Source organism: Blautia sp. TM10-2, assembly GCF_003480845.1.
Classification (GTDB): Bacteria; Bacillota; Clostridia; order Lachnospirales; family Lachnospiraceae; genus Fusicatenibacter; species Fusicatenibacter saccharivorans.
Genome location: NZ_QUJZ01000011.1, coordinates 145,015 through 169,045, shown reverse-complemented (window position 1 = coordinate 169,045; position 24,031 = coordinate 145,015). Strand labels below are relative to the sequence as shown.

Here is a 24,031-nt window from a genome sequence, read left to right as displayed (position 1 = left end):
AGCATACAGACCTTGGAGAGGGTCTATAAACACTACTACTATATAATACGAGGAATGTAATGTGAGAGGATATTTGATTGATGTTATTGAAGGAAAAACGCACTCTGTAGATGTATTTGATCTGGAGGATTATCAAAAATTCATTCACTGCCAGACGATAGATATTGTATCTCGTACTATCGGTGACCGAGAGTATGAGATCATTTGCGATGATGAGGGTCTTTCCAAGCGTCCTGCACTGGTATCTGCTGTAAATAATGATGGCCAGCCAATGCTGGTGGGAAATCTCATTGTCATGGGAAATTCAGGCGGAGATGAAGATATGCATGAAATCTCATTTGATGAAATTCAGCATCTGAAAAAGCATTTTATGCATGTTGTTACAAAAGGATCAGGTCCAATACACCATTATACGTTGCTTTGTGATGTAGAATTTATTTGAGGATATGAAATGACAATACTTCAGCGCGAACATTCTCCTGATGGAATACTTATTCACTTAGAGGATTGGTCCTGCGAATATAAGGCAGCAAAAAATGCAACGATCGCTTTATATCCCGTTGCACAAAATAATATTTGCAATAATGGCCGAACATATCCCAAAAAGGGAAAGTTGTTCCGCGTCAGCTTTGACTTTGAGAGCGCAGCAGAAGCGCAAAGTGCATTTTTCAGTATTATATCCGGGAAGAAAAATATTTTGGACTATCTCAATAAGTATTCATCGGAAACAATACGCAAAGAAGATTTCTTGAAAGCATTGAAAAAAGAGATAAAACCGGGGGCATAAGCTCCCGGCTTTTGTTTTTGGAAGAATTTTCTATTCTATCTGTATCAGAACAAATTATCAAAGAAAGGAGTAACTAAATATACGTTCTGAAAAACATTGTATCGAAAGGAAAATTATATGAAAATTTACAGAAATGGAAAAGAAATTGTCTTAACAGACGAAGAAATCATGGAGGCTCATTCTGAACATATCAAGAGTTTCATGAGAAACGAATTAATCACAGTCTATGGATTACCAGATGAAGAAGCAGAAGACTACGCTGAACTGGCGTATTCGCATTATACAAGTGGAAATGGCTATACCGAATACGATTGCATTGAATGGGCGGTTACCATTTATGATTTACCGAATTTAGAGCTTGAAGATTCCTATCTGCTCCTCTGGCCCAAAGGGACAAAAAAGTTCTTTTCGAGCTTAGATGATGCGGTTTTTGCGGCAGCCACCAAAGTGAGTTTCCCTTTCCCAGCTTATGAGCAGATTTGGATTCTTGCTTCTAACGACAAGGGAAAAGTAGTTCCTGTTAAAAAGTACAGATCTTCAGATTTGTTACTGGAAGATTTATGGAAATCTTTAACGGATGTCCCATTTGATCCGGATTCTGAAGACCGTCTTGTACTTGCTGAACCATGGTTTAACTTTCCTGCTGGAACTGATCAGGAAGAAATCTGGGCATGGTTTGATGAAAGATACAGCGGCGGAGTGGCAAAGCTCATGTTTCCGTCACTTTTCAATCCTTCCCAAAAGGAACCTTCCGAAACAGCTTCTTTATTGGATGCCGTTGAGAAGAAAGTTTTTTCAATGCATTCGACGAATCCGGATGCCTTTACCGATCCTGATACCATCTTGGCAGATTTATTTAGTAAGGTAGATATGCAGCTCACCGGAACATCTGAGGAACTTTTCAATATTTATCGGCGTTCAGGCGATAAACAGGCCGTAAAAGATCTGTTTCTATTCTTTACAGATATTTCTTTTGATGAATATCTGCAGAAATGCATTGAGGAAACGGCATCTCTGGCTGTAGCAGATCTTAAATCTTAAAAACGATTTCAAAGGAGAATAAGAGAATGAACGTAATTGACTTCCATGTTACCAAGATCTTATCCGAAAAATACGGAAAGGTATATGAACTGTATGGAATGACGCTGGAAAAAGCACAGTCTCATCCTAAAAGCTTATGGAGAGAATATCTGCTTAGTGACGGCGTACTGCAGGAGTACGAGTTTTGGGATTACGGCGGAACTCGTACAGAAAAGCGTGTCAGCACACTTGCAGATGCTTATTATCCCGGCTATGTTGGTCAGCACTAAAAGACTTTATAGTTTAATAGAGAAAGGATATCTATGAGCAAAAGAACGAATATTCCAGACAATAAGAGCATCCTGCAGCGAATGGAAGCGGAGCTGGCTCAATCCAGCGGAACAGAGTATCTGCTTACGGATGGCTGTGTTATTTCTGCTGATGTAGAAGCAGTTCGAAAATGGTTCCATGAATACAAATTAGTTTTTGAATCCTCAGAAGAATGACATAGACAAAATGTGATCAAAGCATGCCGAAAGGCAAGATGTCCGGCAGGTGGAGTGAATCTCTATGTCCTGCCGGATGTAAAATAAAACAGATAGGAGAAAATTATATGTTAATTTATGGCGTAAAAATTTCAGACATCAAAAAATATAATGAACAGAAGGCTGAAAGATTCTTCGAAATTCTTCAGAAAACGAATGCAAGCAATATTGCCGAAAAGTATTTTCTTGATAAAACAAAAAATGACGGTACCTTCGGCGATTTTCTTTCCAATTTTGATGATGGCTGCGGGAACTATGGAGCAGCCGCTTGCCTGAAAGAAATTATTGAAAATATTGAAGGCATTAATATCTCATGCGATACCGTAGATGGCGTGCAATACCTTGGATTATCCGTAGATACTCCATGGTATTACAATGAAAAGACAAGAAATATGGGTCAGAAAAAATACGAAGCGATCCTAATGAAATATATTTCTTGTGTCACGGACGAGAAATTAGAAATCAAATATTGGGCAGCAAACGACGATTGCGATTGGTGATTCTATAACCAATCGCGGACAGCATTTTTGAGGAGAAAATAATATGGTGAGAAAAATCAATAACAGATTATATAAAATCAATACATATGCTTCTGAAATGATTGTTGAAGTAGATGACAATTATGACGAAGAAGTACAAAAATTAAAGAAAGAGATTCAGCTTGATAGTCTCGGATGTAAATTAAATTTGCTTGTATATCTGGCAGAATTATCTGTACAGGGATATGCCATTTCAAGTGTAACAGAATTTAATTCAAACGGGACAAAACCTAGAGTTGCCTATGCTAATGACAAGAATTTCAAAAAGATCGTGAAATATTATTCCACAAAGGAAGCATAGGAAGCGGCGATTTTACTATTTTGACAAGAAAAGAGGATAATATTGTGGCAAAGAAATTAATTAAAGAAATTAGGCCATATGTAAAACTTTATAGAGATACTAATAATGGGATTGCTTGGATTGAAGATGGTTCCACTGGTCTTGGCATCAGTGTGCATCCCAACCTTGACAAAAGTGGTTCTGTGACCGGAATGAAAAAACTGGGATACTGGGATAAGTCAGATAGAATTGTGCTGAGTCATGGATGGAAATATAACATTGATAGATTTGTTTGCGATAAGAAAAACGATCTGGAGATGATTGTTGCGGATGAATGCATGTGTCGGGCCTGCCTGAAGAGAAGAGGTGCATAATGGAAACATTCTTTTTTCATCAGGATATCATTATCATTACAGCAAATGCCGCCGGCGAAAAATATTTAATCAAAGCAAAATCTATTCAGGATATTTTAGATGATTGGAATGGGGACTGTGAATTCGTTCCGTCAAACGATGCGTGTGTATTTTATACTGAGTGGAATGGGCGACCAATTAACCCTGCCGGGTATACTGATTTCGGTACACTAATCGAATATCTGAAAGGTTTGCAGAAACGAGAAAGCGGCGTTTAAAAAGAGAAGCCTATTATTAATTTCTGGAGGAATCTAGCATGAAAGAACTAATCAAAGCGGAAGAAGAAAAAACATTGTTTATCGGAAGACATGGTAATGAATGTATATATGTCGTAAGAGCTGTATCAAGAGAAGCAGCCATGCATCTCCTGAATGAAGTTACTGGTTTTGAGGGAGACGCCTGGGATCTTGATGTTGCAGATAATGAGAATGGAAAAATTATAGAATAGGGAGAAGATTTTATGTCAAAATTTACGGTTATGTATAAATCAACAAATTCTATGTATCTGAATGTAGAAGCTGACTCCTTAGAAGAAGCAAAAGAAACTGCGGAGAACACAGATGGCGGAGAATTTATAAATGCCGGATCAGGCGATTGGGAGTATGACTACACTGAGGATGAAAATGGAAATGTAATTGATACTGGAAATAACGATTTTTTACGCGAACAGCTTAAAGAATTACAAGCAGATTTGCTTGATATGTCTGATAAAGAGCTTGTTGAATGTAGAAGTTTACTGTTAGAACGGATTAATTGGTGTATGACGGCAATTCTTGAAAGCTGATGTAAACGATGAATTTGGAGGAAATTAAAATGAATGAAGAGCTGAAAAAATTTGCAGAAAAGTATAATTGGGAACTAGAAGTATGGCATGGGGAATATAGAGGAGTTTTATGTGGTGTACAAAACACAAACCCAGGGGAAGAACCACTCCCACTATATAGATTTCCAGGCGGAGTTTCTTTAGCATAGTGAGATAAAACAAGAGTTTCAACGGAAGGTTGTGAGAATAACATGACAGAAGAACAATATAATTTTAAACAAAAAATCAAAAAAGATTTAAACTATGATGTGGATTTTAATTCTTACCATATTACAAGAGGTCGCGGATGGTCAAAAGAAGACGGCTCTTGTGGATCTTGCATTGATGCTACTCCTACTGATAACAAAGGAATTTCTAATAAAGTAACGCTATTGCTTTGTTATCCGTTGAGAAAATACAACAGGAAAAAATATAGGTTGATTGAAATAGAAGATATAAGGTCAGGTAGTATATTTATAGAAATTGAAGAAGTAATGAAACGATGATTTCAGAAAATGGAGGAAAATCATGTTATACAATGTAAGTTTTATGCTCAACGGAGTTGATTGCGCAAATCTTGTTGATGCCGATGCTGATATGGAGACGGTAAAAGAATATTTTATTCATGAGCATCTGAATGGAGATAAAAATCGGTTTGTTGGAATTTCCGAAAATAACGAATCTTACAAACCAGGAAAACCTGTGCATAAAATGCCGAATAACTGGAAACGAAAATAAATTTAGAAATGTAGGTGATAGTATAAAAAGGAGCAGAAATCATGAGAGAATACAGAACTGAAAGTTATAAGAAAAAGCTCGCTGGCAATAAATTCTTTAGTTCAGATAGCGATCTAAAAAAATATGATGGTATGAGAGTTGAAAAGGTAATAAAGGAACTCACGGAAAAAGATTATGATAGGGAGCTGTTGGACGATACGGATAGAAATGAAGATGGTAAACGGAGATATGAAATAAATTGTATGTATGAAGTAAAACTTCAAAATGGCGAAATTATTAACGCATATGAAGATGAAATTAACCCAAATTATTGTGGCGATTATGAAGCATGATGAAGTCATAATTACAGAAAGGAAAAACTATGCGAGAAAAAAATGTGCGAGAAATCAATCTTACAAAAGAAAATATTTGCTTCGCTAATAAGATTAGCGTTGAAGATAATGTGATTGCTGCCGAGTGTACCCTGTTGTTTGATGTTGATAAGTATTTTGGAACAACTATCAAAAAGGATAATACTTGGATTAGCTTTGATGTATGCTGGACTCCTAATGGATCAGTCCATGCTGAATACCGTCTGCGTTCCTTTGATGACTGCTGCAAACGTCTTGTTGATTGGCGTTTAACGGAGGAAGAGCAGGAAATCATCTTAGATAAAATGGAAGAATATTGTATGCAAGAAACCGGAAAGACTTTACAAGAATTATGGGACTCATACGAGGTCGAATAAAAAAAACCATGGCAATACAGAATGGTCGGGAATTCCCGGCCATTTTGTTTGTCCGCGCTTTTTACATTCTAAGAATATCAGATCAATTTAAAGAAAGGAGCATAATAATACATCGATCTGAAATTCAATTTGTCAAGGAGATGAAAAATCATGAAATACCGATGTTACGATTGGTATGGGACCGAAAAGGCAAATAACCTTTCCTCTTTAAAAGATGCCGTAAAAGAAGCATTGAGATTAGGTTGTGAAGTCTACGATGAAAACGGAGAAATCATATTTTCACAATGGGATGGATGGAACGGGGATTATCCTGATATTAAAAAGAAGGCTTTTCCTGTTGCAGATATGGAAATGGTTAAAAAAGCCCAAAATTTTCTTAAAAAAACCAGTACCTATGAAGATTGGTGTTCTTTCAAGAATAACCAATTTCATAAATGGATAGGTAAGGCAGAATGGCTGCATAGTGATCGATGGAGCGCTGCTTATGACTGGGTGTATGATGGAAAATTTGCCGATGTGGATATTCCAGATGATATTATTAATTGCCTCGTTGAAGAATGGGAGAAGTCAATGGGATTGAAAGTTGGCATATAAAAAAATTTGGAAATGGAGTAACATATGGATTATCAAAAACTTTTTTTGCAAAGATGGAAAGAGCTGGAAAATGAAATTGAGCTTGAAAAAGAAGATGGAGAAACAAGTTTTTTGGAAAAAGACATCTTTTTCAAATTCTTCACTTCACCTGAACTATTAGTTGGATATTATGTTTGGAGAGAAAGCGGAAACCTAGAGTATGCATATGAGCTGTTTATGGACGAATATGATGACTGGGTTAATGACTGCAAAGATATTGCGTTTAAAGCAAAAGCTGTTTTCGAAGAGCATATAAAAGGATGGTACGTCAATTGAAAAAATGTTATGGTCTATGTTGGAATTGTGGCAGGCCATTTACACAGAGCAGAACTGATCAACTATTCTGCTCTGCCAAGTGTAGAAATAAATATCGCTACACACCTGTTCCACGTTGCAAAAACTGTACTGCTCCTGATTGTGCTATCAGAGATGAACAAAGAGCATATGCCCCTAAAGCTTGCCCTGAACGGAATCACTAGGAGCTACGGAGCATAAAAATTTTTATGGTCCCGGGTAATATTATCGCTTGCTTTTATTACTTATGAAAAGTATTAAAAATAACATTGGGATAGGAGATCAGCTATGACAGAGAAAGGGATTGAAGTTGTGATGAATGCATTGGCAGGAACCCCAACAGTGGTAACGGCCGATTTTGCCAATGAAGTAGAACAGATCTTAAGAGAAAAAATACAAATTGAAAAGGAAAACGGAGGAAACTGCCATGAAAGCAGAAGTAAGAGCAAAATACATTACTAAATGGGATGACGGAAGGACGATTCTTGAGTCACCGTGCAAGGTAAATCTTATTACACACGAAATTTTGCATATTGGACGACGAAAAATCATCTGCAGCCCCTACCCAAATCGTGTTCTGGATGATTATGTAGAACACTTGGATGCTGAATATGTCCGTTTTGCAGACGGAACCTGCTGCAATGTTGTCGATTACCAGTCTACGTGGTCTTTCAAGGAACAATGTGGTATTGCACCGTTTTATAGGTCCTAAAAGGATATGGAAGGGTAAATGTTATGCTTAAAAATCTAAATTTGTTTCGTACAAAAAAGCAGTTAGAGAAACAGCGTTATAAAACGATACTCGTAGGAGAAAAAATCACAATGACATCGTATTCCCGCGAAGGATTCATATTTTTAAAGAGCCGTGAAAAAGCAAATAAATCCAATGGTTAATTCGATCGGTTAATACAATATTGGGAAATGTGTTAATCCAGAAGTGACAATTCAAAAAGAAAAGTGAGGAACGAAAATGAACATTCAAAGTATTTCGAAGGAAAACGCTAATGCAAACGTAACTTTAAGTGCATCAGAACTTGTTCTCATTTGCAATATGTTTCATGAGCAGCTTGCCAAAGAGAAAAGTAACCCCAAGTTTTTAGAATTATATGGTGATCTGATGTTGGCCAGAGATTTGTGTCAGTATGGACATGTTGACAACTTTTGTCTGGGCGGCATTGTAAAATGCCGTAACAGCATCGGAAATGGGGTAAATGGGGTATTGTCCGACGAAGATATTGATAAATTCAATAACTTTTTGGAAGATATGCCGACTGCATTAGATAACGCCGAATGGTGGAATCTCTATCGGAGGATTGCTGGGGACAGAGGACTTCATCGGTGCAACGATAAGCTCAAACAATACGAAAAAGCACATGCAGATGCGATTGGTTATCCTGTCACCAGGGAAAGTCTCAAGAATCCCAAGGTAAGAGACACTGATATTCTTTTCAAAGAAAGTCTCGAGGAACTCAAGGCAAGAGACTTGCTCACAGATGCGACTGGTCGTCCCGATAATGCGGAAAATCCCGAGAACTCTTCCTATAAATCTCAGTTAAATGACTATGTGAGTGAAATCGAAAAAATTGCTGCTCAATTGACGATGAGCCAATCCGACGGTTACTCACATATTTTACGAATCTGCGATGCTATGAAAAGGGAGCTTACCGTATCTGCCGAAATGGAGGATGACTTATGATGCTACAAACCCTTAAAGGTTATAAAGTTGTATATAATATAAAGGGATACGACATAACAGCTGGCAATTCCCAGATTTTTCCAAAACGCCATTGCCGAAATATATAAACGGAATTATGAATCACACCCATGGTTCCACGAAGAACTCATTATCCGGGAAGCAGACTATGAAGGTGTTCCATTGAGCGAGAGTATTATTATCAATGGGAGAGAACTCATTGACCGGGAACATTATTTTGGACTTGATGCGTGCGAAGTGGGATGCTATATTACAGAAGATCTTTTGGATGAGCTTCTTGGTATGCTGCCCCCTGCCTGCACGAGAAGTGATTGTTCTCAAATTGGAGAACCTGTCTCACATCGAATTGCAGAAAATGGTTTCGAAAAGCCCACCTATGCTACATTTAAGAAAGTCGAGGCTGGCATATGGGAGTATTGCGGGGATTGTTTTCGGGGTGAAAACGTATGTTCTGGCATAGAATTACCGTATTTGTAATATTGCGTTTCTTGCTTTCATATGCTATAATGTATATGGATAGATACTAAAAATGAAGTGCTATTTTCATAATAAGTAGCAAAAACCTCGGAGGTAGGCAAACTCCGGGGTTTTTATTTTACTCGAGGCGATATGATATAGACGGATATAACATAACATCTGATAATCACAAAAAAACACGGCAGCATAAATAATGCATCTGCCGTGTTTTTTTGTCTAAAAATATTTTTCGTACGTGAAAATTACAATTCCATTTTTTTTCAATTCTATAAATATCAGACGTACATGCACTAAAACGTTCTGAAATACACATTAAGAGGTAAAAAAATATGGAAAAGACCAGAAAACAACTTGTGGCAACCGTAGCAGCAATGTTAGGAGATCAGTATAAAGTTTCGATCTCCACACGACATTTTGAGGAATCCCTCAAAGAGTTCGACTCAACGTATTTCATTGAAATCGTAAAAAAGGCAGCGGGAGACAGCTTAGTCCCTGTTATTGCGCTTGATCCATTTGTAAAGGCGGTCAATCAGAATGAAATTTCCATGAATCGAGCTGCGTCTGTAATCATCAATACATTTTTTGAAGCTGAGTCCGAGGCTGACAAAACAGACTTTTCGTCTTGCCTCTCGAAAAAGTATATATTAGATCATGTTTTTTATCAGATGTTTCCATCTGCAGCATGCGAACATTTACCGTTTGCGGCACCGTCAAAAACCTTTTTTGACCTTACTGTATTATACATGCTAGACCTTGATGTTACAGCGTTTGGGGGAGGTATGTGTGTCGTCTCCAGTGCAATGATGAGCGAATTGGAAATTACTGCAGCAGAACTTGATAGTGCAGTGCGAAGAAATATCTCTGATTCTGATTTTAAACTTCAAAAACCGAAGCCAAAAACCATTCAACAAAATCCGATTTTGGCAAATTCTTATATAGTTTCCTGTGAAAAACACAGAAATGCTGTTTTGCTGTTCTCTGAGTATTTTCAGAAGCTGGCAAATTATTTACAGGATGATCTTTACGTTTTACAGTTAAGCATTTATCATGTTTTGGTTGTCCCGGCAGCAACGTTCACGGCATGCTCCGTTGATGAGATCGCTCCTATTTTGTACTCTGCTCTTCGAAAATTTGCTCCAAAAGCAACGGTTCTTGGAACTTCTATTTATAAGTTCGATCGGACGGAAGGGAACTTTTCTACTATCATCAAATAGTTAAGAGTTAGATCATCCAATAAAATGTGGCGGGCATAATGTATCAGCCGTGCTTTTGTCTATTTTTCAAAAAAATTTGCGCGCCTAACTTCATCACTGAAGCAACAAGAATGCGACGCGCAGTTTTCAAGGATTATTTTCCAGGAGTCTCATATTGATACGGTGATGTACAGAAATGCGTTGCAGATACATGTTCCGAGGACAGGAACCGATGTGGATGTCATTTTAGCCGCAGTGGAAGAGTATCTTATGATGCTTGCAAAAAAACGAATAAATACAAAATGTTTCAAAACAAAAAAATAGTCAACCTATGGAGCAAAGGATTCTAAGTACAAAAGTACCTACTCCCATTCGGGAACCCAGCTTTATTCTTCGTAGGTTGACTATTTTCAATATAACATATTCAAGTCCGAAATGCAATGAGTTGCAAATGTTTCTTGATGGATCTTGATTGATAGAAGCATGTTATTTTGCACGCAATTTCCAATATTATCTATATCAGATCAATTTAAGCAGAAAGGAGTATGTCAAATAACAGATCTGAAATACAATATGTCCATGGAGAAAAAATGAAAAAATTGCATTCATCAAATAGAGGATTAACCTTCTCTATAACACCAAACGAACAATATTATCCCGGCGGCCATTATATTTATGAAGTCCGCCCAACTTGCATTATCATTCGCCCTTCTAAGAGCGGCCTTAAAATTTCCAAAAAGAGATCTGGAGCCAACATAAATGCCCTATTTGATCTTAGGAGTAAAAAAGTACGCGATGCAGTTTCCAGATGCAGTCATATGGAAATGGAGGTTCTGCAGGACAAAATTATCGTACGCTGCATCCGCAGTATTAAGGACAAAATCGTTCCCATTGAACGTGTCCTTGCTGAACTCAGCGTATCCAAAGTAGTTTTAAAGGCTGCCGCTGGCATTGAAGGGCAAATCAGCATTGCGGAATATTTGTATTCCATCGGATTTTCTGACTGGAATACAACCGTTAATGAGGAAGTACGATCTGTATTTTCTGTTATGTCTTTATTTTCAGGAGCAGGCATGTTGGACTGGCCATTTCATCTGGACCCGGCCTTTGAAATCAACTACGCATGTGACTCTGATGCGGCTGCCTGTGAATCGTATCGACATAACATAGGAAATCATATTGTGTGCCGTGATGTCCGGGAAGTTTCGGGAAAGATCCCTCCACAGCACCTGATCATAGGCGGGCCTTCCTGTAAACCATTCTCTTCCAGTAATCGAAGGAGAAGAATGGAGAATCATGAAGATGTTGATCTTGTGGATGAATATATTCGCATCACACAGGAAAATTATCCGGAAATTTTTGTAATTGAAAACGTTCCGCAATTTATCACCTGTGAAAGCGGAAAATTTCTTTCCAAAGTGCTGCAAAAATTGAGCCATCGGTATACAATCACATCCAACATTGTACGAGACTGCGATATTGGCGGATATACCACCCGAAAAAGGGCGATCATTATCGGATCTCGTATCGGTAAAATTCAGCTTCCACAGCTCAAATTATACCCATTCCATACGGTCCGTGAAGCATTATCCAAAGTCACATCCAAATGGTATAACTACTTTGATGTAACTACAAGCCGTCCGGAAACAGAGAAGAGAATGGCTCTCGTCCGGCCCGGACATAATTTCAAAGACATTCCTGAATTTCGTGATAATAAAACTATGCATTCAGATCGCTACTATCGACTGGATTATGATTCTGTATCTCCTACCATTGTCAATTGGAGAAAGCTCCCCATTATTCATCCAACAGAAAACCGAACATTAACTGTAGCAGAAGCTTCTGCCTTAATGGGATTTGATCAGCGTTTCGAATTTCATGGAACGATCGGGGAACGTCAGCAGCAGTGTGGAAACGGATGTACCTACGCAATAGGTAGTCTGATCAAAAAGGTCACCAAAGAAGCCCTGCTCCGGTATCATTGCGATCCGATCCTTAGTGTGTAGTACATATTTGAATGTTAAATAGAAGGAGGAAAATTTTATGTTATGGACAGTATTATTTCAAAAGCTGAAACGTCAGCCGCCGAAAGCATCCCAGATATATGCACTTCTGGACAATCCCAAGACACATCGAACAGAAAAAGTATATCTGAAATTAAAGTATGATTCTCATGGATATCCTTATTTCGTTCCAAGAGACGAAAATATTGAACGCGGATATCGGAAAACGAAATAAACAACCCAGGGGGTGCGAGCAGCATCCCCTTTTCTTATTGCAAATACCGCCCCCAAAAAGACCTGCATTTTTTGTTTTTTACATTCTTTCTAATTCTATCAGTATCAGATCAATAAACGAGGAAAGGAGTATACAAATCAGATCTGAAATACATTTTGTCAAAAAAGGAGAATTAACATGATCAACGGAGAATTAATCGTTGACAACTTTGCTGGCGGTGGCGGGGCAAGTACAGGCATTGAACTTGCTACTGGTTATAGCGTTGATATTGCTATAAATCACGATCCAGAGGCAATTCGAATGCACCAGACCAATCATCCAAACACAAAACACTATTGCGAAGATGTATGGATGGTAGATCCTGTTAAGGTTTGCAATGGACGTCCAGTAGGGCTTGCCTGGTTTTCACCAGATTGTAAACATTTCAGCAAAGCAAAAGGCGGAAAGCCCAAGGATAAGAACATCCGTGGCTTGGCCTGGGTAGCCTGCAGATGGGCGGGATTAGTACGTCCGCGAGTTATTATGCTGGAGAATGTAGAGGAATTCAAAGGATGGGGGCCTCTTAACAGGCAGCATCATCCAATCAAAGCCAAACGCGGCACAACATTTCAGAAATTTGTTCATCAGCTCAATGATTTAGGATATGAGGTTCAATATCGAGAGCTGATTGCTGCTGATTATGGCGCACCTACAACCCGAAAGAGATTTTTTCTGATTGCTCGATGCGACGGAAAGCCTATTGTATGGCCCTCACCTACGCATGCGCCGGCTGATAGCCCAGAAGTCAAAAATGGGCATTTAAAGCCATATCTGGGAGCCTACACGCAAATCGACTTTCAGCGTCCTTGCCCAAGTATTTTTGATACGGCAGAAGAAATTAAGGAAAAATATGGCATCCGTGCGCAAAGACCGCTTTCTCCGAAAACGATGGAGCGGATTGCAAGAGGAATCCAAAAATATATCTTAGAGAACCCAGAACCTTTTCTTGTCCAATGCAACCACGGTGGAGATCGGAAAGCAGGGGATTTACACATCCCGCTCCCTACAATCACAGCGAAAAATGGGTATGGAATTGTGCGGCCGACGCTTGCTCCCTGCAAATCAGGAAAAATTTCTGCATTTTTGCACAAATATTATTCAGGAGGATATAAAGGAGCAGGAGAATGCATGAAAAATCCATTACCTACTGTTACTGCATGGGATCATAACAGCATTGTGGCTACAACTCTTGTTCAGATGAATAATCACTGCGATGGAAAGGACATTCGGAATCCTCTTCCTACCATCACAGCCGGAGACGGACATTTCGGTGAAGTAAGAGCCTTTCTTTTGAAATTCTATGGAAATCGTAGCGAAGGAGACCTGAAAGAACCATTAAATGTCATAACTACCAAAGATAAATTAGGGCTTGTTACAATTTCAGGAACGGATTATCAAATCGTAGATATTGGGCTGAGAATGCTGGAACCACAGGAACTTTATGGATGCCAGGGCTTTCCAAGTGATTATATCATCGATCATGACTATACGGGAAAGACCTATCAGAGAGCAGAGCAGGTTAAAAGATGTGGCAATGCCGTTTGCCCACCCATACCAGCCGCCCTTGTAAAAGCGAATCTTCCTGAACTGTGCAAAGCAGAAAGGCAGCCCATTTGTCGCCCAGACAGAATCCAAACTGAGCGCAATGGACAGTTGAAATTTGCATAAATATTGTGCGGAATTTTCACGTAGACGCTTGGAAGACCCGCGGACACATGCGGACATATAAGTCCGGAAAAACTGTATATATTAAAGAAACTACGCACCACCGGAAAGCACATAACGGTGATGCGCAAAATGTAAAAATGATTGTGAAATCATTAAAAGAATAGTAATTTAAATTTTGCAAATGAAAAATTGCTTTCATGGGAAAAGAAGGATGAAAATATGAATAAAATTGAAACACCAACGCTGGATATAATGATTGAAATTCAGGAACAATCACAGCTTTGTGGAGAATTTCTTGATTGGCTCTTAAGAAAATATACCATGTTTGACAGAAAACAAAAGAGAGAAAGTCCATTTGCCAATGTTATGGGTAACGGAGACTATATCAATAAAGAAAAGTTACTTGCTGAATTTTTTGATATTGATTTAGTAGAAGCTGAAAAAGAACGACAAGCTATTCTGGATGCTATGCAACGATGAAAGATTGTCTTAAATGTGACCGTTCCAAAAGATAGTAAAATAAATCTTTAATGTATTGAATATTTTTTACATAAAACATAACCTGTTTTATAGCACATGATAAAAATTAAAGTTTATTTTTATCGTGTGCTTTTTTTACAATTCTATTAATATCAGATTAGAAAGAGAGGTAATGAGCATGATACACGCTATATGTGATTTTTGTGGAAAAGACTGTGATAGAACGGCAACGCTGTTATCTATGACACCTTTTCAAAATTTTGCTAGGTATCATACAGATAATGAACCATATGGAAATAGAGAAAAAACTAGAAGTTTTGTAATCTGCTATGAATGTTGTAAAAAACATAATCTTCCTAATCCGTATGAAACATATGCAGGAATTACTAAGCAAGAGGGGCATTATGAGAAATGCCTTGATAATTATACAGATGTTGACCTTGTAGAAGATAAAAAATACGATAAGAGATTTGATTAAATAAGGATTTAACTGATGATAGCTCAAGGTGAAGATAATTAAAAGGAGACAAATAATATGCAAAAAAAATTTATAACAATTGCAAGAGAAAATAAAAATGCAGACTTTTATTTAGTATGTCATACAGCCTGTAATGAACTAGGAAACTTTCAATGGTTCTTAAAAGATGACCCCAACTCTGAACATGAAGTAAATCTTGAAAACCAAGTTTATGAATCATTTTCAACTGACTCAAATTGGATCAAAGAAAATGCAGAAAATAAGTGGCTAGGTTGTCATTGTCTATTAAAAGATGATGAATATAATGAATATACAGAAATGATTTGTCATCTATCAAGCGATATTTTAACCATGCTTCGCAATAATATTTTTGATATGATTAGTACATTTAATTCTCAAGGGAATTTTGACCATAATTATATTTTAGAAAATTAAATACGAATTTGATCCACTTTTTGTCCTTTCTCCGGGATATAACGAGGGATATTATCTGGATCTTTCTATCCGCGGAGCCTGGTCTATTACGTACAAAATAGACGCGCTTCATTTAGGCACCATAAAAACGCTGGGTAATTCCGTAGAAGGAATCCGTCAGATGGCAACACTCTATGGAGAATGCCTTGTTTCGTTTCAGAAGATCATGCATGATAATATGGATTCGTTTACTCGAAAAGGCTTCGATCTGAAGTTCTATAACACAAAAAAGGAATATTCCGGCGGATTTTCCGGTTTAGAGAGTTCCGACATAGCCCGCCAGCGATTCCAGGAATATCATTCAAAATCGCCTGAAGAGCTTAATTATGGTATTATTCGGGACAATATGTCTCGTAGAGAAAAAATTGTTACAGAAAGGAGCAGCTTATGAAAATCAATTTTTCCATAAACTATAAAGGATACACTGCTGATATATCATACGAACCAGAAGATAAGATCTATGTAGGTGAGGTCCGCTGCATTTCTGATTCTTTGAATTTTCATGGAAGATCCATTCTTGAGGTCAACGCAATGTTTCACCAATCCATTGAGAATTATTTGGATCTCTGCAAACAGATTGGTAAAGATCCTGAAAGGGCTGCCGACTATGAGCTTGCATGCAGAATTTACACCTGCATTTCTGATAATACGGATTGTACGACAGAACCCGAAGCAGTAGAAGCGCTCAGAGAAGCCGTTTTAAAGAGTGGAAAAGCCGGTACTTCAGCTTTTGAGTTATTATGTGATCGTATTGAAGAATTGCTGGAAAACAAGTAAAAAGCACTATTCAGAAAGGTTCTGGGAACACTGCAGATGCATGTGTTTCCGGAACCTTTTTCAATTTTTCAAAAAATCCCATTGTGTTTTCAATACTATATTTGAACAACAAATACAATAGGAGGTATGAAAAATTGAGACACAAAAAACTTATTATTGGAACAGGTATTTGCCTTCTAGGCATTGCCTTATCTGCCGCATGGTTTATTCCATGCAAATTGGAAGCTACTTACGCTGGTAAAACACCTTATCAGTACGATGCAGTCTCTGCCAAAAGCTTTCATGCAAACACTGTAAGCCTGCTCGGAAGGAAAAATCCGGTAACAGACATTTCTATCAGCCCTAAAAAGCTGTCTAAGTCCATCCAACGCATTACTGTGACGTACGGAGATATGTCCGTATCTGTACCTGTAAAAGCTATTAAAGCCGATCATATCGCATGGAGTTATGCGGATGGACCGATCTACGAAGGAGATTCTTTCCACTCGGAAGACATATCTGCGAAGCTTATTTATGCGGATAATACCCAAAAGGAACTGGCCGTATCCGATTTTGAACTCACAAAGACTCCTGAAATTTTAACTGCAGATGATCATACTGTAACTGCAAAGACTATTCTGGGCGAGGAGCAGTATGAGATTCCACTGAACACGATCAGCAAATTGTCAATGGAAAGTAAAGAACTTCTCTATGAAGGGGATTATCCAAAATCTGATTTTTCTTATGAAGTCACGTATAGTGGCAACGAAAAGAAAGAATTGTCTGTAGATGATGTTGAAATTTCTGACACAATTTCATTGGCAGCAGGAAATAATGATATTTCTGTTACCTATCTTGGAAAAGAATATACATCAACAATCACTGCAAAGCAAAAAACAGCTGCTGTCGTCGCCGCCGAGACCTATAAGGCAGAATTAGATAATAGTGTATCTAATGTCACAACCGATAGTATTTTCGTTTCCGTTCAGCAAAAATACACGGAGAGCGGTGAATATTTCTTAACCCATATTATCGTCAACGATCCATCTAATCAAGTCAAAGGCGGACTATCAAATGACAGTTGGGGCAGCTATAGAGAATATCCGACTACATATGCCGGCCGTACAGGAGCAGCAGTCACAACAAACGGCAGTTATTTTTCATATGATAGTGGGCAACCTGTATGCGCTGGATGTTTTATTAAAGATGGAAAAATTTTAAAAGACGGTGTGACGAATGGGAAAGAAATCTGCCTGGACAACACTGGAAAGTTTTATACTCCATCGGCTGGAATTTCAGCTTCTACACTCCTTGCATCCGGAGTCAAAGATATTTGGGGGACAGCTGATCCACTGCTAATCCAGGACGGTCAAAAAGTAGATTTGGCAAATCAGCAAAAAATAAATAATACTTACTATAACCGAACAGCAATCGGTATGGTTCAGCCAGGAGAGTATTATATGATTACTGCCGGAACGGCACAGTACAAAAATGGATTGTCTTTTGCTGAATTGCAGAGTATTTTCGCCAATCTTGGATGTACCTATGCAAGAAGCATGGACGGCGGCGGTAGCAGTTCCCTTGTCGTGAATGGAAAGTTATTAAACACACCTGCGCAATACGATGAACGTCCGGTTGTCGATTTTCTGAGCTTTTTGCCATAAATATTCATAGCTCTGGATTGGATGGGAAACTCTCCCATTTATAATGACATTTTTGTTTTCGGGCTAATTTTTCATACTATTTTCATCAGATCAAATAAACGATGAAAGGAGTACCGAAACCTATAAGATCTGAAATACATTTTGTCAAGGAGTATATTTATGAAACCTATTAAAATTTTGCGTCTAAACAGAAAGCATCTTTCACAAATGACCTATTATTTCACAAGTTTTCAGGATAATAGCTGTTCCCATGATGGACAGTCATCTATCTGCCGTATTCACAGTATGCAATATATTCCGGTAACCCCTAATATGCGTGACTACAATTTGCTTGATTCCCTTGGTGTCGCACCTGATCTGGAGCGGATTCTGGATTATGCAATGTTATATGGTGCCACTTACGTAGAACTTACTGGAAATGATGCGGATATTGATCCTTTGCTCCCCACGTTCAAATGGACTCTGGACAACGATATCTTGTATGCTATTTTGAAAGATGGCGAACAGATGGCAACTTATTTTGCTATCGGAATTGATTTTCCTTGCCATTGCATTGTCCCAGCTAACTTTGTACTTGGATCATCGGATTTTTCAGCATGCATTGAGGATACGTTACGTCGTATTGCTTCCTTATATCCTGAATCAACTACGGCAGAACTTTATGCCAACATGGGTGCTGTACCTGACGAAAAAATCCCGGAAGGAGAAGAGGATAACTGGGTTCCTGTAGATCTTGGATATTCGATTCCGGAAATTCTGAGGATTGAAAATTCGCCAAAGCCTCCACTTTACTTCAAGGTAAATCCTCATTATGAAGATACGCTGGCTTTTAAAATGCCCTATTTTGATATGGACTACCTTGAAAAACATGTTCGGCCCGAGTTTGATGAGATTTCAGAAATTATCCCAATTTCTCCAGAAGATTATCAAAAATCGATCAAATACGAAGATGTATGTACTTCCGCACGGAACTAAATCTATTTTACGACTATGCTCAAATGATATTTTTTATCAAGAAAGGATTATATTATGCTGAATTTTTTGAAAAAACTTTTTATGCGTAACCCAAAACACTACATCGTTTCCGGCCCATCTGTACCGGAGAAAGACTTTACAAACAAACGCAACGCGCGTAAATTTCTGTTTCAGAACAGTGAAAATGGCTACGATGCTATGATCGACTGCCTTGATACAGATCCTTGCTGCAAATAATCAAAAATCCCCATAGCCACAAAGGTTCTGACTTCATTTTGAAGATTCAGGACCTTTTTTATTTTATATTTACAATACTCAATATATAGAAATTATTTCAAGGAGAGCATCAACATGGCTAAAGCATGCACATTTATCGGAAACAGAGACTTATCATTAAATGAACAGTGGGCTTTGCGCCCCCGTCTGCAGCAGGCTATTCTGAATTATCTGAATGCAGGAGGCTATTTTTTTGCGTGTGGTGGCTCATATGGGTTTGACTTAGTTGCTGCGGAAGAAGTTCTGAATTTCAAACAATATTATCCCTATATCCAGATGATTCTGCTGCTCCCATATCCCCATTATACCTCAAGGTGGACGATGGAAGACCAGCAACGCTTACAACAGGTTATGCAATACAGTATTTATCGTTATTCTTATTCTGCTTATCGAAAAGGCATCTATTCAGAGCGTAATCAGCAGCTTATTGATGGTAGTAATTATTGTATTTACTATTCGGATTCCAAGACTGCGCCTTATACGCAATCCATCATAGATTATGCAATTGATAATGGAATATGGACTACAAACCTCGCTGATAACCTTCTTTGGGGCGCAGATGACTACTTTGAACATCTTTGAGTGAAAATTTTTTAAATATTTACAATACTATACTTAGAAACAAAATTTACCAAAGAAGGAGGACGCTGTTTCATGTTTTTTAATGTATGATTACGGCCAATAATTTAATGATCAAAACAGTATTAGAATTTTTGAATGAAATTTCCCTTCCAAAACCAGATAAGAACTCATATGCTGCTAATTTTTTGAAGTTGTATGAAAACGGTTCGGAAGCCACCTATGTGCATATTACCAAAGAGAATGCATATGGAAAAGAATATCTGCAGATTTCGAATGATACAGGAGCTTGTATGTCTGACCGCGTTCAGCCATCTGAGCCTGTTTCCTATATTGATCTGATTCAGTTATCTGATAATATCTGCACCGTAGCGGAGCATGCAAAGGAATCAATTCCTTTCCAGCTTACTGCTGATGAATTTTGCTTAGTTACGGGCGTTGATATTTATAAATCAAATTTACAGGAGGACAAAAAGTGAAATCAAAGAAAGTCAGCACTACTTTTACCGTTCTTAGCATGGCTGCAGGAATGTTTCTCACTCCAGCATCCGCCTATGCAGAACCATTAGCATCCGGGCAGGAAACTGTAGTGGATTCAAGTGATGTCTCGACAGATGATTCTGTATCTGAAAAAACAGATTCTGATTCTGGCGCATCTGAAACACCGGAAAAGCCAGAAGACTCGTCATCTGATACTTCTAAGGAACCAGAGGAAAAAGATGACTCAGAAGATCCGGCACCTACGGAACCAGATGTTACCCCATCTGTCACCCCATCCGTTACTCCGGCTCCAGAGCCTTCCAAAGCTCCAACACCAGACGCATCAACCTCTGAGACTAAGCCAAAAGCTGATTCTGAATCCACTAAAAAAGATGCAAATTCCAGTTCTACATCCACAAAAGACGCAGATCCCTCTTCCGATAATGCGGCAGAAGCGGCTGCAGTAGAAGATTGGAGTCAGACAATTAACTATGAAAATTACATAGGGAAAAAGGATCTTCGTGCCGGGTTTGCCCGCGTTGATAAAGTGTATGCTTATGCAAAGGTCAACACAAGGCTTAATGTCAGAGAATCCGCTTCCACAAAGTCACGTATTGTCGGAACCCTTTCTCCAAAAGCTCTTTGTTATGTTATTTCTGATTCAGATCAAAAATGGGTATACATCGAATCTGGCGATGTCCGCGGCTTTGTCAAAAGCAACTATCTGCAGCAGGGAAAAACGGCATTAACCTACGTTTCCCGGACTGGAGAAGACAATATGGAGCTTGCTGAACAGGTAATTGATCCTGAAGAAAATGAAGCGTTTTCTTATAAAAAAGAAACGGTTTATGATGTAACCAATTCTTCCGGCGAAGGAATCATCACTTTTGCCAAACAGTTCGTCGGAAATTCCTACGTCTGGGGCGGAAATTCGCTCACGAATGGAATCGACTGCTCCCATTTTGTATGGCAGATTTTGACACGCTGCGGCGCTTACGATGGTGAATATACCACCTCTTATGGCTGGAGATCACTGGGCGAAGAGGTAAAAAGCCTTGCTGATGTAAAAGCTGGTGATGTTGTCTGCTACGATGGACACGTTGCTCTCTATGACGGAAATGGAAAAATCGTAGAAGCCCTTAATGAAGATCAGGGCATTGTCGATACCCGGAAGGTAGATAGTGACACCATTCTTACCATCCGCCGTTTTACATCTAATGATGAGATCGGAGATACCAATGCTGAAAAAATTTGGAATTATCTGCGTATGCATGGCTTTTCCAAGGAAGGAACCGCCGGTATTATGGGCAACATTGCAAATGAAGCCTCTACAGATCTGGACCCAACACTTCTGGAAAGCGGTTCTGTGAAGAAATCCGGACTCACTGGTACGCAGTATACTGCACTGGTTGATGCCGGCAGTATCAGCCGTGAAGAAGTCATTCACAGCTCTTCTTTGGGTATTTACAGTGGTGGTAGATATGGGTATGGTTTATGCGGCTTCACAGATCCTGAAATCAAGTCCTATCTGTGCAAATATACCATTGATAAAGGGAAGAGCTTAGGGTCTATTTCTGGGCAGCTGGATAGCCTTATCGTCTATCTGGAAAAACATAATCCTTCGCTGTTAGAACGTCTTAAAACTTCAGACAGCGTTGAAGATGCTGCCACTGCATTTCTGCGCGAATACGAAAAATGCAAAGACCTTGATCGTGAAGAAATCGAGCGGGTTTCGGCAGCCAAACAGATTTATGAGGTATTCCAGGAATACCAGTCACCCGTAGAATAAAACTTTCTCAAAAAAATCTCCATGTTACCCAAAATCCGACTGATTTAAGCAATTCTGCTTGGAATCAGTCGGATTTTATTATCTTTTATAACTTCTTTTACGATTTTGGTTGCTATATCAACATTATTTGGCGTACAATATTAATTACGAGTCTATTTATGTATGAGCATCGTTAATGAGGAGGGGTTGGATGTGAAAAAGAAACATATAGTTATTGCAATGATGGCTTTTATCATTCTATTATCAGTAGCTTATTTACAATGGGGCCGTAAGGAACGTGTGGTGAATTCTTTTTCGACCGCCTCTGATACGTCCTATACTCAGGAATTTAGTGTAATTGCCAACACTTTATTTTTGAACAAGAATGAATACGCAAAAGATTTAATTGCCAAAACCCTTCATAATGGCTTTCAAAATATTCGTTTTTCCTATGATGTCGGCTTTCCAGAGCAAATAACAATCTACGTTTACAAAAACAGATCTCTCTATCACCATGGAAGAGAAAATTTTCGAGTCATATACTCACAAGAAGGGAATTATAAGATAGAAGAGTAGTAAAAAAGAGATGCCGACTGACATCTCTTTTTTTTCGCCATTAAATTTCCAAAGATATATATCCGTTTTTCTGAACCGTGTGCAAATTTTTCAAGTATTTCTGTTTGTACTGCTCCACTTCGTTTGGGGACAAATTAATCCGGATATTTTCAACCGCCTTAGCCAGTATGTCATCCATACAAAATCCGTATTTTCCAAGGGCATTCTGGACTTCTTGATTAAGTGCCAGCGCATACACTTTTTCAAGATTCGAGGAGCAGAAATCATCAATCTCCGCGTATGGAATCCCATTCCGTATCATTGCACTTTTAATTGCGGAACTGGTATTTTCCTGTTCAACCAACAGAAGGAAACTGCATTCCGGCAGCCCCTTAATCAGTCCCCAATAATCCGAATCAGACGATACCAAAATGAAAGCTTTTGTTCCTTGTTCAAAATATTCCCTTGTTGTTCCGACAGCCAAAGAAATGTCCACTAAAGACTTATCTGCCTTAACCCGCGGAATCATTTTGTGTTCTACCCCCGGAATCAATCGCTGCAGCAATCGCCAGGTAACCGTAGTATGTACATCGTTATATAAAACAATTTTTTTGATGTGTTCTCGTGTTGCTGGCTCAAGTCCGTCCAAAACAGAGTAGAGCTTATATGGGTTTGCATTTTCACAATCCACAACAATCGTAATTTCCTGATTGTCCCGAATATAATCCTTAATATTCTTTTTGATTTCGTCGCTGGCATCCGTCACCTTAGAAAGATCATCAAAGACATCTCCGTTTCGCCTGTACAGATAACTTACAAACTTCTCATCATTGTACAAGATATTCCCTACTTCTACAGATAATGCCCCTACGACATACATCGTATAGGGAAATCGGTTCCGTTTTTCTCCATACGATTCTACCAGCTTTGAAACTTGTCTTTCTTTGAGTTCCGGAAGGCAAAACATATCTTTTACGTAGTCCCAATTAAGCCATAGTGGAAAACTATTCTTGCAGCCATTGATATACTTTTTGATTTCAGCACTGACTAACACAACGTATTTCGCCGGGGTCCAATTAGCTCTCCAGATATCTACGTCATCCTTTTTGAGCTTTTTAATACATTCCGGGTCAATATATTCCGGAATTGTATCAATATTTTTCATATCATACTGAAACAAATTCCGGATTCTTCCATTGTTTCTTAATAATGCAGTCCGAATAATACACAAATTCCGGACAATCCTTGCATCTTTACATTCCTCCAGCCCCGTATAGATTGTCTCATCAAAATTGCTTTCTTCACCTAAAAAATACTCCTCCGATACGCCTAGCAGATACGCGATTCTTGAAACAATATCGAATCTCGGATTTTTATATTTGGATGCTTCCAGTCCGAGATCCATTTCTGAATTACACATAATCAAATTCCTCCTTTGT

At 38.6% G+C, this 24,031-nt stretch carries 40 protein-coding genes; 39 read left to right on the top strand and 1 reads right to left on the bottom strand.

Translation table 11 applies throughout. The annotated features are described in order from the left end of the window. The first annotated feature begins 61 nt into the window (after positions 1–61). From DXD92_RS12825 to DXD92_RS12655, 39 genes are all read left to right on the top strand, one after another. Complete coding sequence (locus DXD92_RS12825; protein WP_147399305.1) at positions 62–442, top strand: DUF3846 domain-containing protein; 381 nt, start codon at positions 62–64, stop codon at positions 440–442. Between the two features lie 9 nt (positions 443–451). Then, positions 452–787, top strand: a complete 336-nt coding sequence (locus DXD92_RS12820; RefSeq protein WP_117802152.1) for a hypothetical protein — start codon at positions 452–454, stop codon at positions 785–787. Between the two features lie 117 nt (positions 788–904). Beyond that, the gene (locus DXD92_RS12815) at positions 905–1,828 is read left to right on the top strand and encodes a hypothetical protein (protein ID WP_118640640.1); all 924 of its coding nucleotides are present in this window, start codon (positions 905–907) and stop codon (positions 1,826–1,828) included. A gap of 26 nt (positions 1,829–1,854) precedes the next feature. Continuing rightward, on the top strand, positions 1,855–2,097 hold the full coding sequence (locus tag DXD92_RS12810) for a hypothetical protein (RefSeq protein ID WP_117802150.1): 243 nt from the start codon (positions 1,855–1,857) through the stop codon (positions 2,095–2,097). Between the two features lie 33 nt (positions 2,098–2,130). Beyond that, positions 2,131–2,313, top strand: coding sequence for a hypothetical protein (locus tag DXD92_RS12805; RefSeq protein WP_117802149.1), 183 nt, complete (start codon positions 2,131–2,133; stop codon positions 2,311–2,313). 107 nt (positions 2,314–2,420) lie between these two features. Continuing rightward, on the top strand, positions 2,421–2,852 hold the full coding sequence (locus DXD92_RS12800) for a hypothetical protein (RefSeq protein ID WP_118640639.1): 432 nt from the start codon (positions 2,421–2,423) through the stop codon (positions 2,850–2,852). 43 nt (positions 2,853–2,895) lie between these two features. Then, positions 2,896–3,192: a hypothetical protein gene (locus tag DXD92_RS12795; protein ID WP_117802147.1), complete on the top strand. Its 297-nt coding sequence runs from the start codon at positions 2,896–2,898 to the stop codon at positions 3,190–3,192. Between the two features lie 44 nt (positions 3,193–3,236). Beyond that, positions 3,237–3,545: a hypothetical protein gene (locus DXD92_RS12790; RefSeq protein WP_117802146.1), complete on the top strand. Its 309-nt coding sequence runs from the start codon at positions 3,237–3,239 to the stop codon at positions 3,543–3,545. Then, positions 3,545–3,802: a hypothetical protein gene (locus DXD92_RS12785; protein ID WP_117802145.1), complete on the top strand. Its 258-nt coding sequence runs from the start codon at positions 3,545–3,547 to the stop codon at positions 3,800–3,802. The genes DXD92_RS12790 and DXD92_RS12785 overlap by 1 nt, the downstream gene beginning before the upstream one ends. A 38-nt stretch (positions 3,803–3,840) precedes the next feature. Next, positions 3,841–4,032, top strand: a complete 192-nt coding sequence (locus tag DXD92_RS12780; protein WP_117802144.1) for a hypothetical protein — start codon at positions 3,841–3,843, stop codon at positions 4,030–4,032. Between the two features lie 12 nt (positions 4,033–4,044). Next, positions 4,045–4,368 (top strand): hypothetical protein, encoded by a 324-nt coding sequence (locus DXD92_RS12775; RefSeq protein ID WP_117802143.1) that lies wholly within the window; start codon positions 4,045–4,047, stop codon positions 4,366–4,368. Between the two features lie 29 nt (positions 4,369–4,397). Beyond that, the gene (locus tag DXD92_RS18590) at positions 4,398–4,556 is read left to right on the top strand and encodes a hypothetical protein (protein ID WP_158568353.1); all 159 of its coding nucleotides are present in this window, start codon (positions 4,398–4,400) and stop codon (positions 4,554–4,556) included. A 42-nt stretch (positions 4,557–4,598) separates the two neighbouring features. Then, positions 4,599–4,892 carry a hypothetical protein gene (locus DXD92_RS18370; protein WP_147343066.1) on the top strand — a complete coding sequence of 98 codons (294 nt, stop codon included), beginning with the start codon at positions 4,599–4,601 and terminating at the stop codon, positions 4,890–4,892. Positions 4,893–4,914: 22 nt separating this feature from the next. Next, entirely contained in the window at positions 4,915–5,124 is a 210-nt protein-coding gene (locus DXD92_RS12770; RefSeq protein ID WP_117802142.1) for a hypothetical protein, read from the top strand. A gap of 41 nt (positions 5,125–5,165) precedes the next feature. Continuing rightward, positions 5,166–5,456: a hypothetical protein gene (locus DXD92_RS12765; protein ID WP_117802141.1), complete on the top strand. Its 291-nt coding sequence runs from the start codon at positions 5,166–5,168 to the stop codon at positions 5,454–5,456. 29 nt (positions 5,457–5,485) lie between these two features. Further along, on the top strand, positions 5,486–5,851 hold the full coding sequence (locus DXD92_RS12760; RefSeq protein ID WP_118640638.1) for a hypothetical protein: 366 nt from the start codon (positions 5,486–5,488) through the stop codon (positions 5,849–5,851). A gap of 150 nt (positions 5,852–6,001) precedes the next feature. Continuing rightward, a complete protein-coding gene (locus tag DXD92_RS12755; RefSeq protein WP_118640637.1) occupies positions 6,002–6,445 on the top strand; it encodes a hypothetical protein in 444 nt (147 codons plus the stop codon). Positions 6,446–6,469: 24 nt separating this feature from the next. Next, positions 6,470–6,760, top strand: a complete 291-nt coding sequence (locus DXD92_RS12750) for a hypothetical protein (RefSeq protein ID WP_118640636.1) — start codon at positions 6,470–6,472, stop codon at positions 6,758–6,760. A 9-nt stretch (positions 6,761–6,769) separates the two neighbouring features. Continuing rightward, positions 6,770–6,979: a hypothetical protein gene (locus DXD92_RS12745; RefSeq protein WP_118640635.1), complete on the top strand. Its 210-nt coding sequence runs from the start codon at positions 6,770–6,772 to the stop codon at positions 6,977–6,979. Between the two features lie 87 nt (positions 6,980–7,066). Beyond that, positions 7,067–7,240 (top strand): hypothetical protein, encoded by a 174-nt coding sequence (locus DXD92_RS18585; protein WP_158581785.1) that lies wholly within the window; start codon positions 7,067–7,069, stop codon positions 7,238–7,240. Beyond that, positions 7,206–7,490, top strand: coding sequence for a hypothetical protein (locus DXD92_RS18580; RefSeq protein WP_117802134.1), 285 nt, complete (start codon positions 7,206–7,208; stop codon positions 7,488–7,490). Before DXD92_RS18585 ends, DXD92_RS18580 begins: the two co-directional genes overlap by 35 nt. Before the next feature lie 258 nt (positions 7,491–7,748). Further along, complete coding sequence (locus DXD92_RS12740) at positions 7,749–8,474, top strand: hypothetical protein (protein ID WP_118640634.1); 726 nt, start codon at positions 7,749–7,751, stop codon at positions 8,472–8,474. Positions 8,475–8,654: 180 nt separating this feature from the next. Next, on the top strand, positions 8,655–8,969 hold the full coding sequence (locus tag DXD92_RS12735) for a hypothetical protein (RefSeq protein WP_147399304.1): 315 nt from the start codon (positions 8,655–8,657) through the stop codon (positions 8,967–8,969). Positions 8,970–9,298: 329 nt separating this feature from the next. Continuing rightward, the gene (locus DXD92_RS12730; protein ID WP_117802131.1) at positions 9,299–10,183 is read left to right on the top strand and encodes a DUF5688 family protein; all 885 of its coding nucleotides are present in this window, start codon (positions 9,299–9,301) and stop codon (positions 10,181–10,183) included. A gap of 524 nt (positions 10,184–10,707) precedes the next feature. Further along, positions 10,708–12,168, top strand: coding sequence for a DNA cytosine methyltransferase (locus tag DXD92_RS12725; RefSeq protein ID WP_118640632.1), 1,461 nt, complete (start codon positions 10,708–10,710; stop codon positions 12,166–12,168). 37 nt (positions 12,169–12,205) lie between these two features. Continuing rightward, positions 12,206–12,400, top strand: a complete 195-nt coding sequence (locus DXD92_RS12720; RefSeq protein WP_117802129.1) for a hypothetical protein — start codon at positions 12,206–12,208, stop codon at positions 12,398–12,400. A gap of 177 nt (positions 12,401–12,577) precedes the next feature. Beyond that, complete coding sequence (locus DXD92_RS12715) at positions 12,578–14,107, top strand: DNA cytosine methyltransferase (protein WP_118640631.1); 1,530 nt, start codon at positions 12,578–12,580, stop codon at positions 14,105–14,107. A gap of 219 nt (positions 14,108–14,326) precedes the next feature. Then, complete coding sequence (locus tag DXD92_RS12710; protein ID WP_118640630.1) at positions 14,327–14,587, top strand: hypothetical protein; 261 nt, start codon at positions 14,327–14,329, stop codon at positions 14,585–14,587. Positions 14,588–14,765: 178 nt separating this feature from the next. Beyond that, positions 14,766–15,065, top strand: coding sequence for a hypothetical protein (locus DXD92_RS12705; protein ID WP_118640629.1), 300 nt, complete (start codon positions 14,766–14,768; stop codon positions 15,063–15,065). Positions 15,066–15,122: 57 nt separating this feature from the next. Continuing rightward, a complete protein-coding gene (locus tag DXD92_RS12700; RefSeq protein WP_118640628.1) occupies positions 15,123–15,500 on the top strand; it encodes a hypothetical protein in 378 nt (125 codons plus the stop codon). Positions 15,501–15,660: 160 nt separating this feature from the next. Continuing rightward, positions 15,661–15,930, top strand: a complete 270-nt coding sequence (locus DXD92_RS12695) for a hypothetical protein (protein WP_117802120.1) — start codon at positions 15,661–15,663, stop codon at positions 15,928–15,930. After that, the gene (locus tag DXD92_RS12690) at positions 15,927–16,316 is read left to right on the top strand and encodes a hypothetical protein (protein WP_117802119.1); all 390 of its coding nucleotides are present in this window, start codon (positions 15,927–15,929) and stop codon (positions 16,314–16,316) included. Before DXD92_RS12695 ends, DXD92_RS12690 begins: the two co-directional genes overlap by 4 nt. A gap of 134 nt (positions 16,317–16,450) precedes the next feature. Beyond that, complete coding sequence (locus DXD92_RS12685) at positions 16,451–17,959, top strand: phosphodiester glycosidase family protein (protein WP_118640627.1); 1,509 nt, start codon at positions 16,451–16,453, stop codon at positions 17,957–17,959. Between the two features lie 159 nt (positions 17,960–18,118). Next, on the top strand, positions 18,119–18,934 hold the full coding sequence (locus tag DXD92_RS12680; RefSeq protein WP_117802117.1) for a hypothetical protein: 816 nt from the start codon (positions 18,119–18,121) through the stop codon (positions 18,932–18,934). Between the two features lie 81 nt (positions 18,935–19,015). After that, positions 19,016–19,171, top strand: coding sequence for a hypothetical protein (locus DXD92_RS18575; protein ID WP_158568351.1), 156 nt, complete (start codon positions 19,016–19,018; stop codon positions 19,169–19,171). Between the two features lie 114 nt (positions 19,172–19,285). Then, complete coding sequence (locus DXD92_RS12670) at positions 19,286–19,792, top strand: SLOG family protein (RefSeq protein ID WP_118640626.1); 507 nt, start codon at positions 19,286–19,288, stop codon at positions 19,790–19,792. Positions 19,793–19,899: 107 nt separating this feature from the next. Then, positions 19,900–20,268, top strand: coding sequence for a hypothetical protein (locus DXD92_RS12665; RefSeq protein ID WP_147399303.1), 369 nt, complete (start codon positions 19,900–19,902; stop codon positions 20,266–20,268). Further along, positions 20,265–22,058: a phage tail tip lysozyme gene (locus DXD92_RS12660; RefSeq protein WP_118640624.1), complete on the top strand. Its 1,794-nt coding sequence runs from the start codon at positions 20,265–20,267 to the stop codon at positions 22,056–22,058. The genes DXD92_RS12665 and DXD92_RS12660 overlap by 4 nt, the downstream gene beginning before the upstream one ends. A 192-nt stretch (positions 22,059–22,250) precedes the next feature. After that, positions 22,251–22,613, top strand: a complete 363-nt coding sequence (locus DXD92_RS12655; RefSeq protein WP_117801182.1) for a hypothetical protein — start codon at positions 22,251–22,253, stop codon at positions 22,611–22,613. A gap of 40 nt (positions 22,614–22,653) precedes the next feature. On the opposite strand, the gene DXD92_RS12650 is transcribed toward DXD92_RS12655, so the two are convergent. Then, positions 22,654–24,012, bottom strand: coding sequence for a hypothetical protein (locus DXD92_RS12650; protein ID WP_118640623.1), 1,359 nt, complete (start codon positions 24,010–24,012; stop codon positions 22,654–22,656). Positions 24,013–24,031: the final 19 nt, after the last annotated feature.

Excerpts from the sequence above, each read along its gene's own strand:
- DXD92_RS12820 (WP_117802152.1), top strand. The coding sequence starts at position 452 with ATGACAATACTTCAGCGCGAACATTCTCCTGATGGAATACTTATTCAC.
- DXD92_RS12815 (WP_118640640.1), top strand. The coding sequence starts at position 905 with ATGAAAATTTACAGAAATGGAAAAGAAATTGTCTTAACAGACGAAGAA.
- DXD92_RS12810 (WP_117802150.1), top strand. The coding sequence starts at position 1,855 with ATGAACGTAATTGACTTCCATGTTACCAAGATCTTATCCGAAAAATAC.
- DXD92_RS12805 (WP_117802149.1), top strand. The coding sequence starts at position 2,131 with ATGAGCAAAAGAACGAATATTCCAGACAATAAGAGCATCCTGCAGCGA.
- DXD92_RS12800 (WP_118640639.1), top strand. The coding sequence starts at position 2,421 with ATGTTAATTTATGGCGTAAAAATTTCAGACATCAAAAAATATAATGAA.
- DXD92_RS12795 (WP_117802147.1), top strand. The coding sequence starts at position 2,896 with ATGGTGAGAAAAATCAATAACAGATTATATAAAATCAATACATATGCT.
- DXD92_RS12785 (WP_117802145.1), top strand. The coding sequence starts at position 3,545 with ATGGAAACATTCTTTTTTCATCAGGATATCATTATCATTACAGCAAAT.
- DXD92_RS12780 (WP_117802144.1), top strand. The coding sequence starts at position 3,841 with ATGAAAGAACTAATCAAAGCGGAAGAAGAAAAAACATTGTTTATCGGA.
- DXD92_RS12775 (WP_117802143.1), top strand. The coding sequence starts at position 4,045 with ATGTCAAAATTTACGGTTATGTATAAATCAACAAATTCTATGTATCTG.
- DXD92_RS18590 (WP_158568353.1), top strand. The coding sequence starts at position 4,398 with ATGAATGAAGAGCTGAAAAAATTTGCAGAAAAGTATAATTGGGAACTA.
- DXD92_RS18370 (WP_147343066.1), top strand. The coding sequence starts at position 4,599 with ATGACAGAAGAACAATATAATTTTAAACAAAAAATCAAAAAAGATTTA.
- DXD92_RS12770 (WP_117802142.1), top strand. The coding sequence starts at position 4,915 with ATGTTATACAATGTAAGTTTTATGCTCAACGGAGTTGATTGCGCAAAT.
- DXD92_RS12765 (WP_117802141.1), top strand. The coding sequence starts at position 5,166 with ATGAGAGAATACAGAACTGAAAGTTATAAGAAAAAGCTCGCTGGCAAT.
- DXD92_RS12760 (WP_118640638.1), top strand. The coding sequence starts at position 5,486 with ATGCGAGAAAAAAATGTGCGAGAAATCAATCTTACAAAAGAAAATATT.
- DXD92_RS12755 (WP_118640637.1), top strand. The coding sequence starts at position 6,002 with ATGAAATACCGATGTTACGATTGGTATGGGACCGAAAAGGCAAATAAC.
- DXD92_RS12750 (WP_118640636.1), top strand. The coding sequence starts at position 6,470 with ATGGATTATCAAAAACTTTTTTTGCAAAGATGGAAAGAGCTGGAAAAT.
- DXD92_RS12745 (WP_118640635.1), top strand. The coding sequence starts at position 6,770 with ATGGTCTATGTTGGAATTGTGGCAGGCCATTTACACAGAGCAGAACTG.
- DXD92_RS18585 (WP_158581785.1), top strand. The coding sequence starts at position 7,067 with ATGACAGAGAAAGGGATTGAAGTTGTGATGAATGCATTGGCAGGAACC.
- DXD92_RS18580 (WP_117802134.1), top strand. The coding sequence starts at position 7,206 with ATGAAAGCAGAAGTAAGAGCAAAATACATTACTAAATGGGATGACGGA.
- DXD92_RS12740 (WP_118640634.1), top strand. The coding sequence starts at position 7,749 with ATGAACATTCAAAGTATTTCGAAGGAAAACGCTAATGCAAACGTAACT.
- DXD92_RS12730 (WP_117802131.1), top strand. The coding sequence starts at position 9,299 with ATGGAAAAGACCAGAAAACAACTTGTGGCAACCGTAGCAGCAATGTTA.
- DXD92_RS12725 (WP_118640632.1), top strand. The coding sequence starts at position 10,708 with ATGTCAAATAACAGATCTGAAATACAATATGTCCATGGAGAAAAAATG.
- DXD92_RS12720 (WP_117802129.1), top strand. The coding sequence starts at position 12,206 with ATGTTATGGACAGTATTATTTCAAAAGCTGAAACGTCAGCCGCCGAAA.
- DXD92_RS12715 (WP_118640631.1), top strand. The coding sequence starts at position 12,578 with ATGATCAACGGAGAATTAATCGTTGACAACTTTGCTGGCGGTGGCGGG.
- DXD92_RS12710 (WP_118640630.1), top strand. The coding sequence starts at position 14,327 with ATGAATAAAATTGAAACACCAACGCTGGATATAATGATTGAAATTCAG.
- DXD92_RS12705 (WP_118640629.1), top strand. The coding sequence starts at position 14,766 with ATGATACACGCTATATGTGATTTTTGTGGAAAAGACTGTGATAGAACG.
- DXD92_RS12700 (WP_118640628.1), top strand. The coding sequence starts at position 15,123 with ATGCAAAAAAAATTTATAACAATTGCAAGAGAAAATAAAAATGCAGAC.
- DXD92_RS12695 (WP_117802120.1), top strand. The coding sequence starts at position 15,661 with ATGGCAACACTCTATGGAGAATGCCTTGTTTCGTTTCAGAAGATCATG.
- DXD92_RS12690 (WP_117802119.1), top strand. The coding sequence starts at position 15,927 with ATGAAAATCAATTTTTCCATAAACTATAAAGGATACACTGCTGATATA.
- DXD92_RS12680 (WP_117802117.1), top strand. The coding sequence starts at position 18,119 with ATGAAACCTATTAAAATTTTGCGTCTAAACAGAAAGCATCTTTCACAA.
- DXD92_RS18575 (WP_158568351.1), top strand. The coding sequence starts at position 19,016 with ATGCGTAACCCAAAACACTACATCGTTTCCGGCCCATCTGTACCGGAG.
- DXD92_RS12670 (WP_118640626.1), top strand. The coding sequence starts at position 19,286 with ATGGCTAAAGCATGCACATTTATCGGAAACAGAGACTTATCATTAAAT.
- DXD92_RS12665 (WP_147399303.1), top strand. The coding sequence starts at position 19,900 with ATGATCAAAACAGTATTAGAATTTTTGAATGAAATTTCCCTTCCAAAA.
- DXD92_RS12650 (WP_118640623.1), bottom strand. The coding sequence starts at position 24,012 with ATGTGTAATTCAGAAATGGATCTCGGACTGGAAGCATCCAAATATAAA.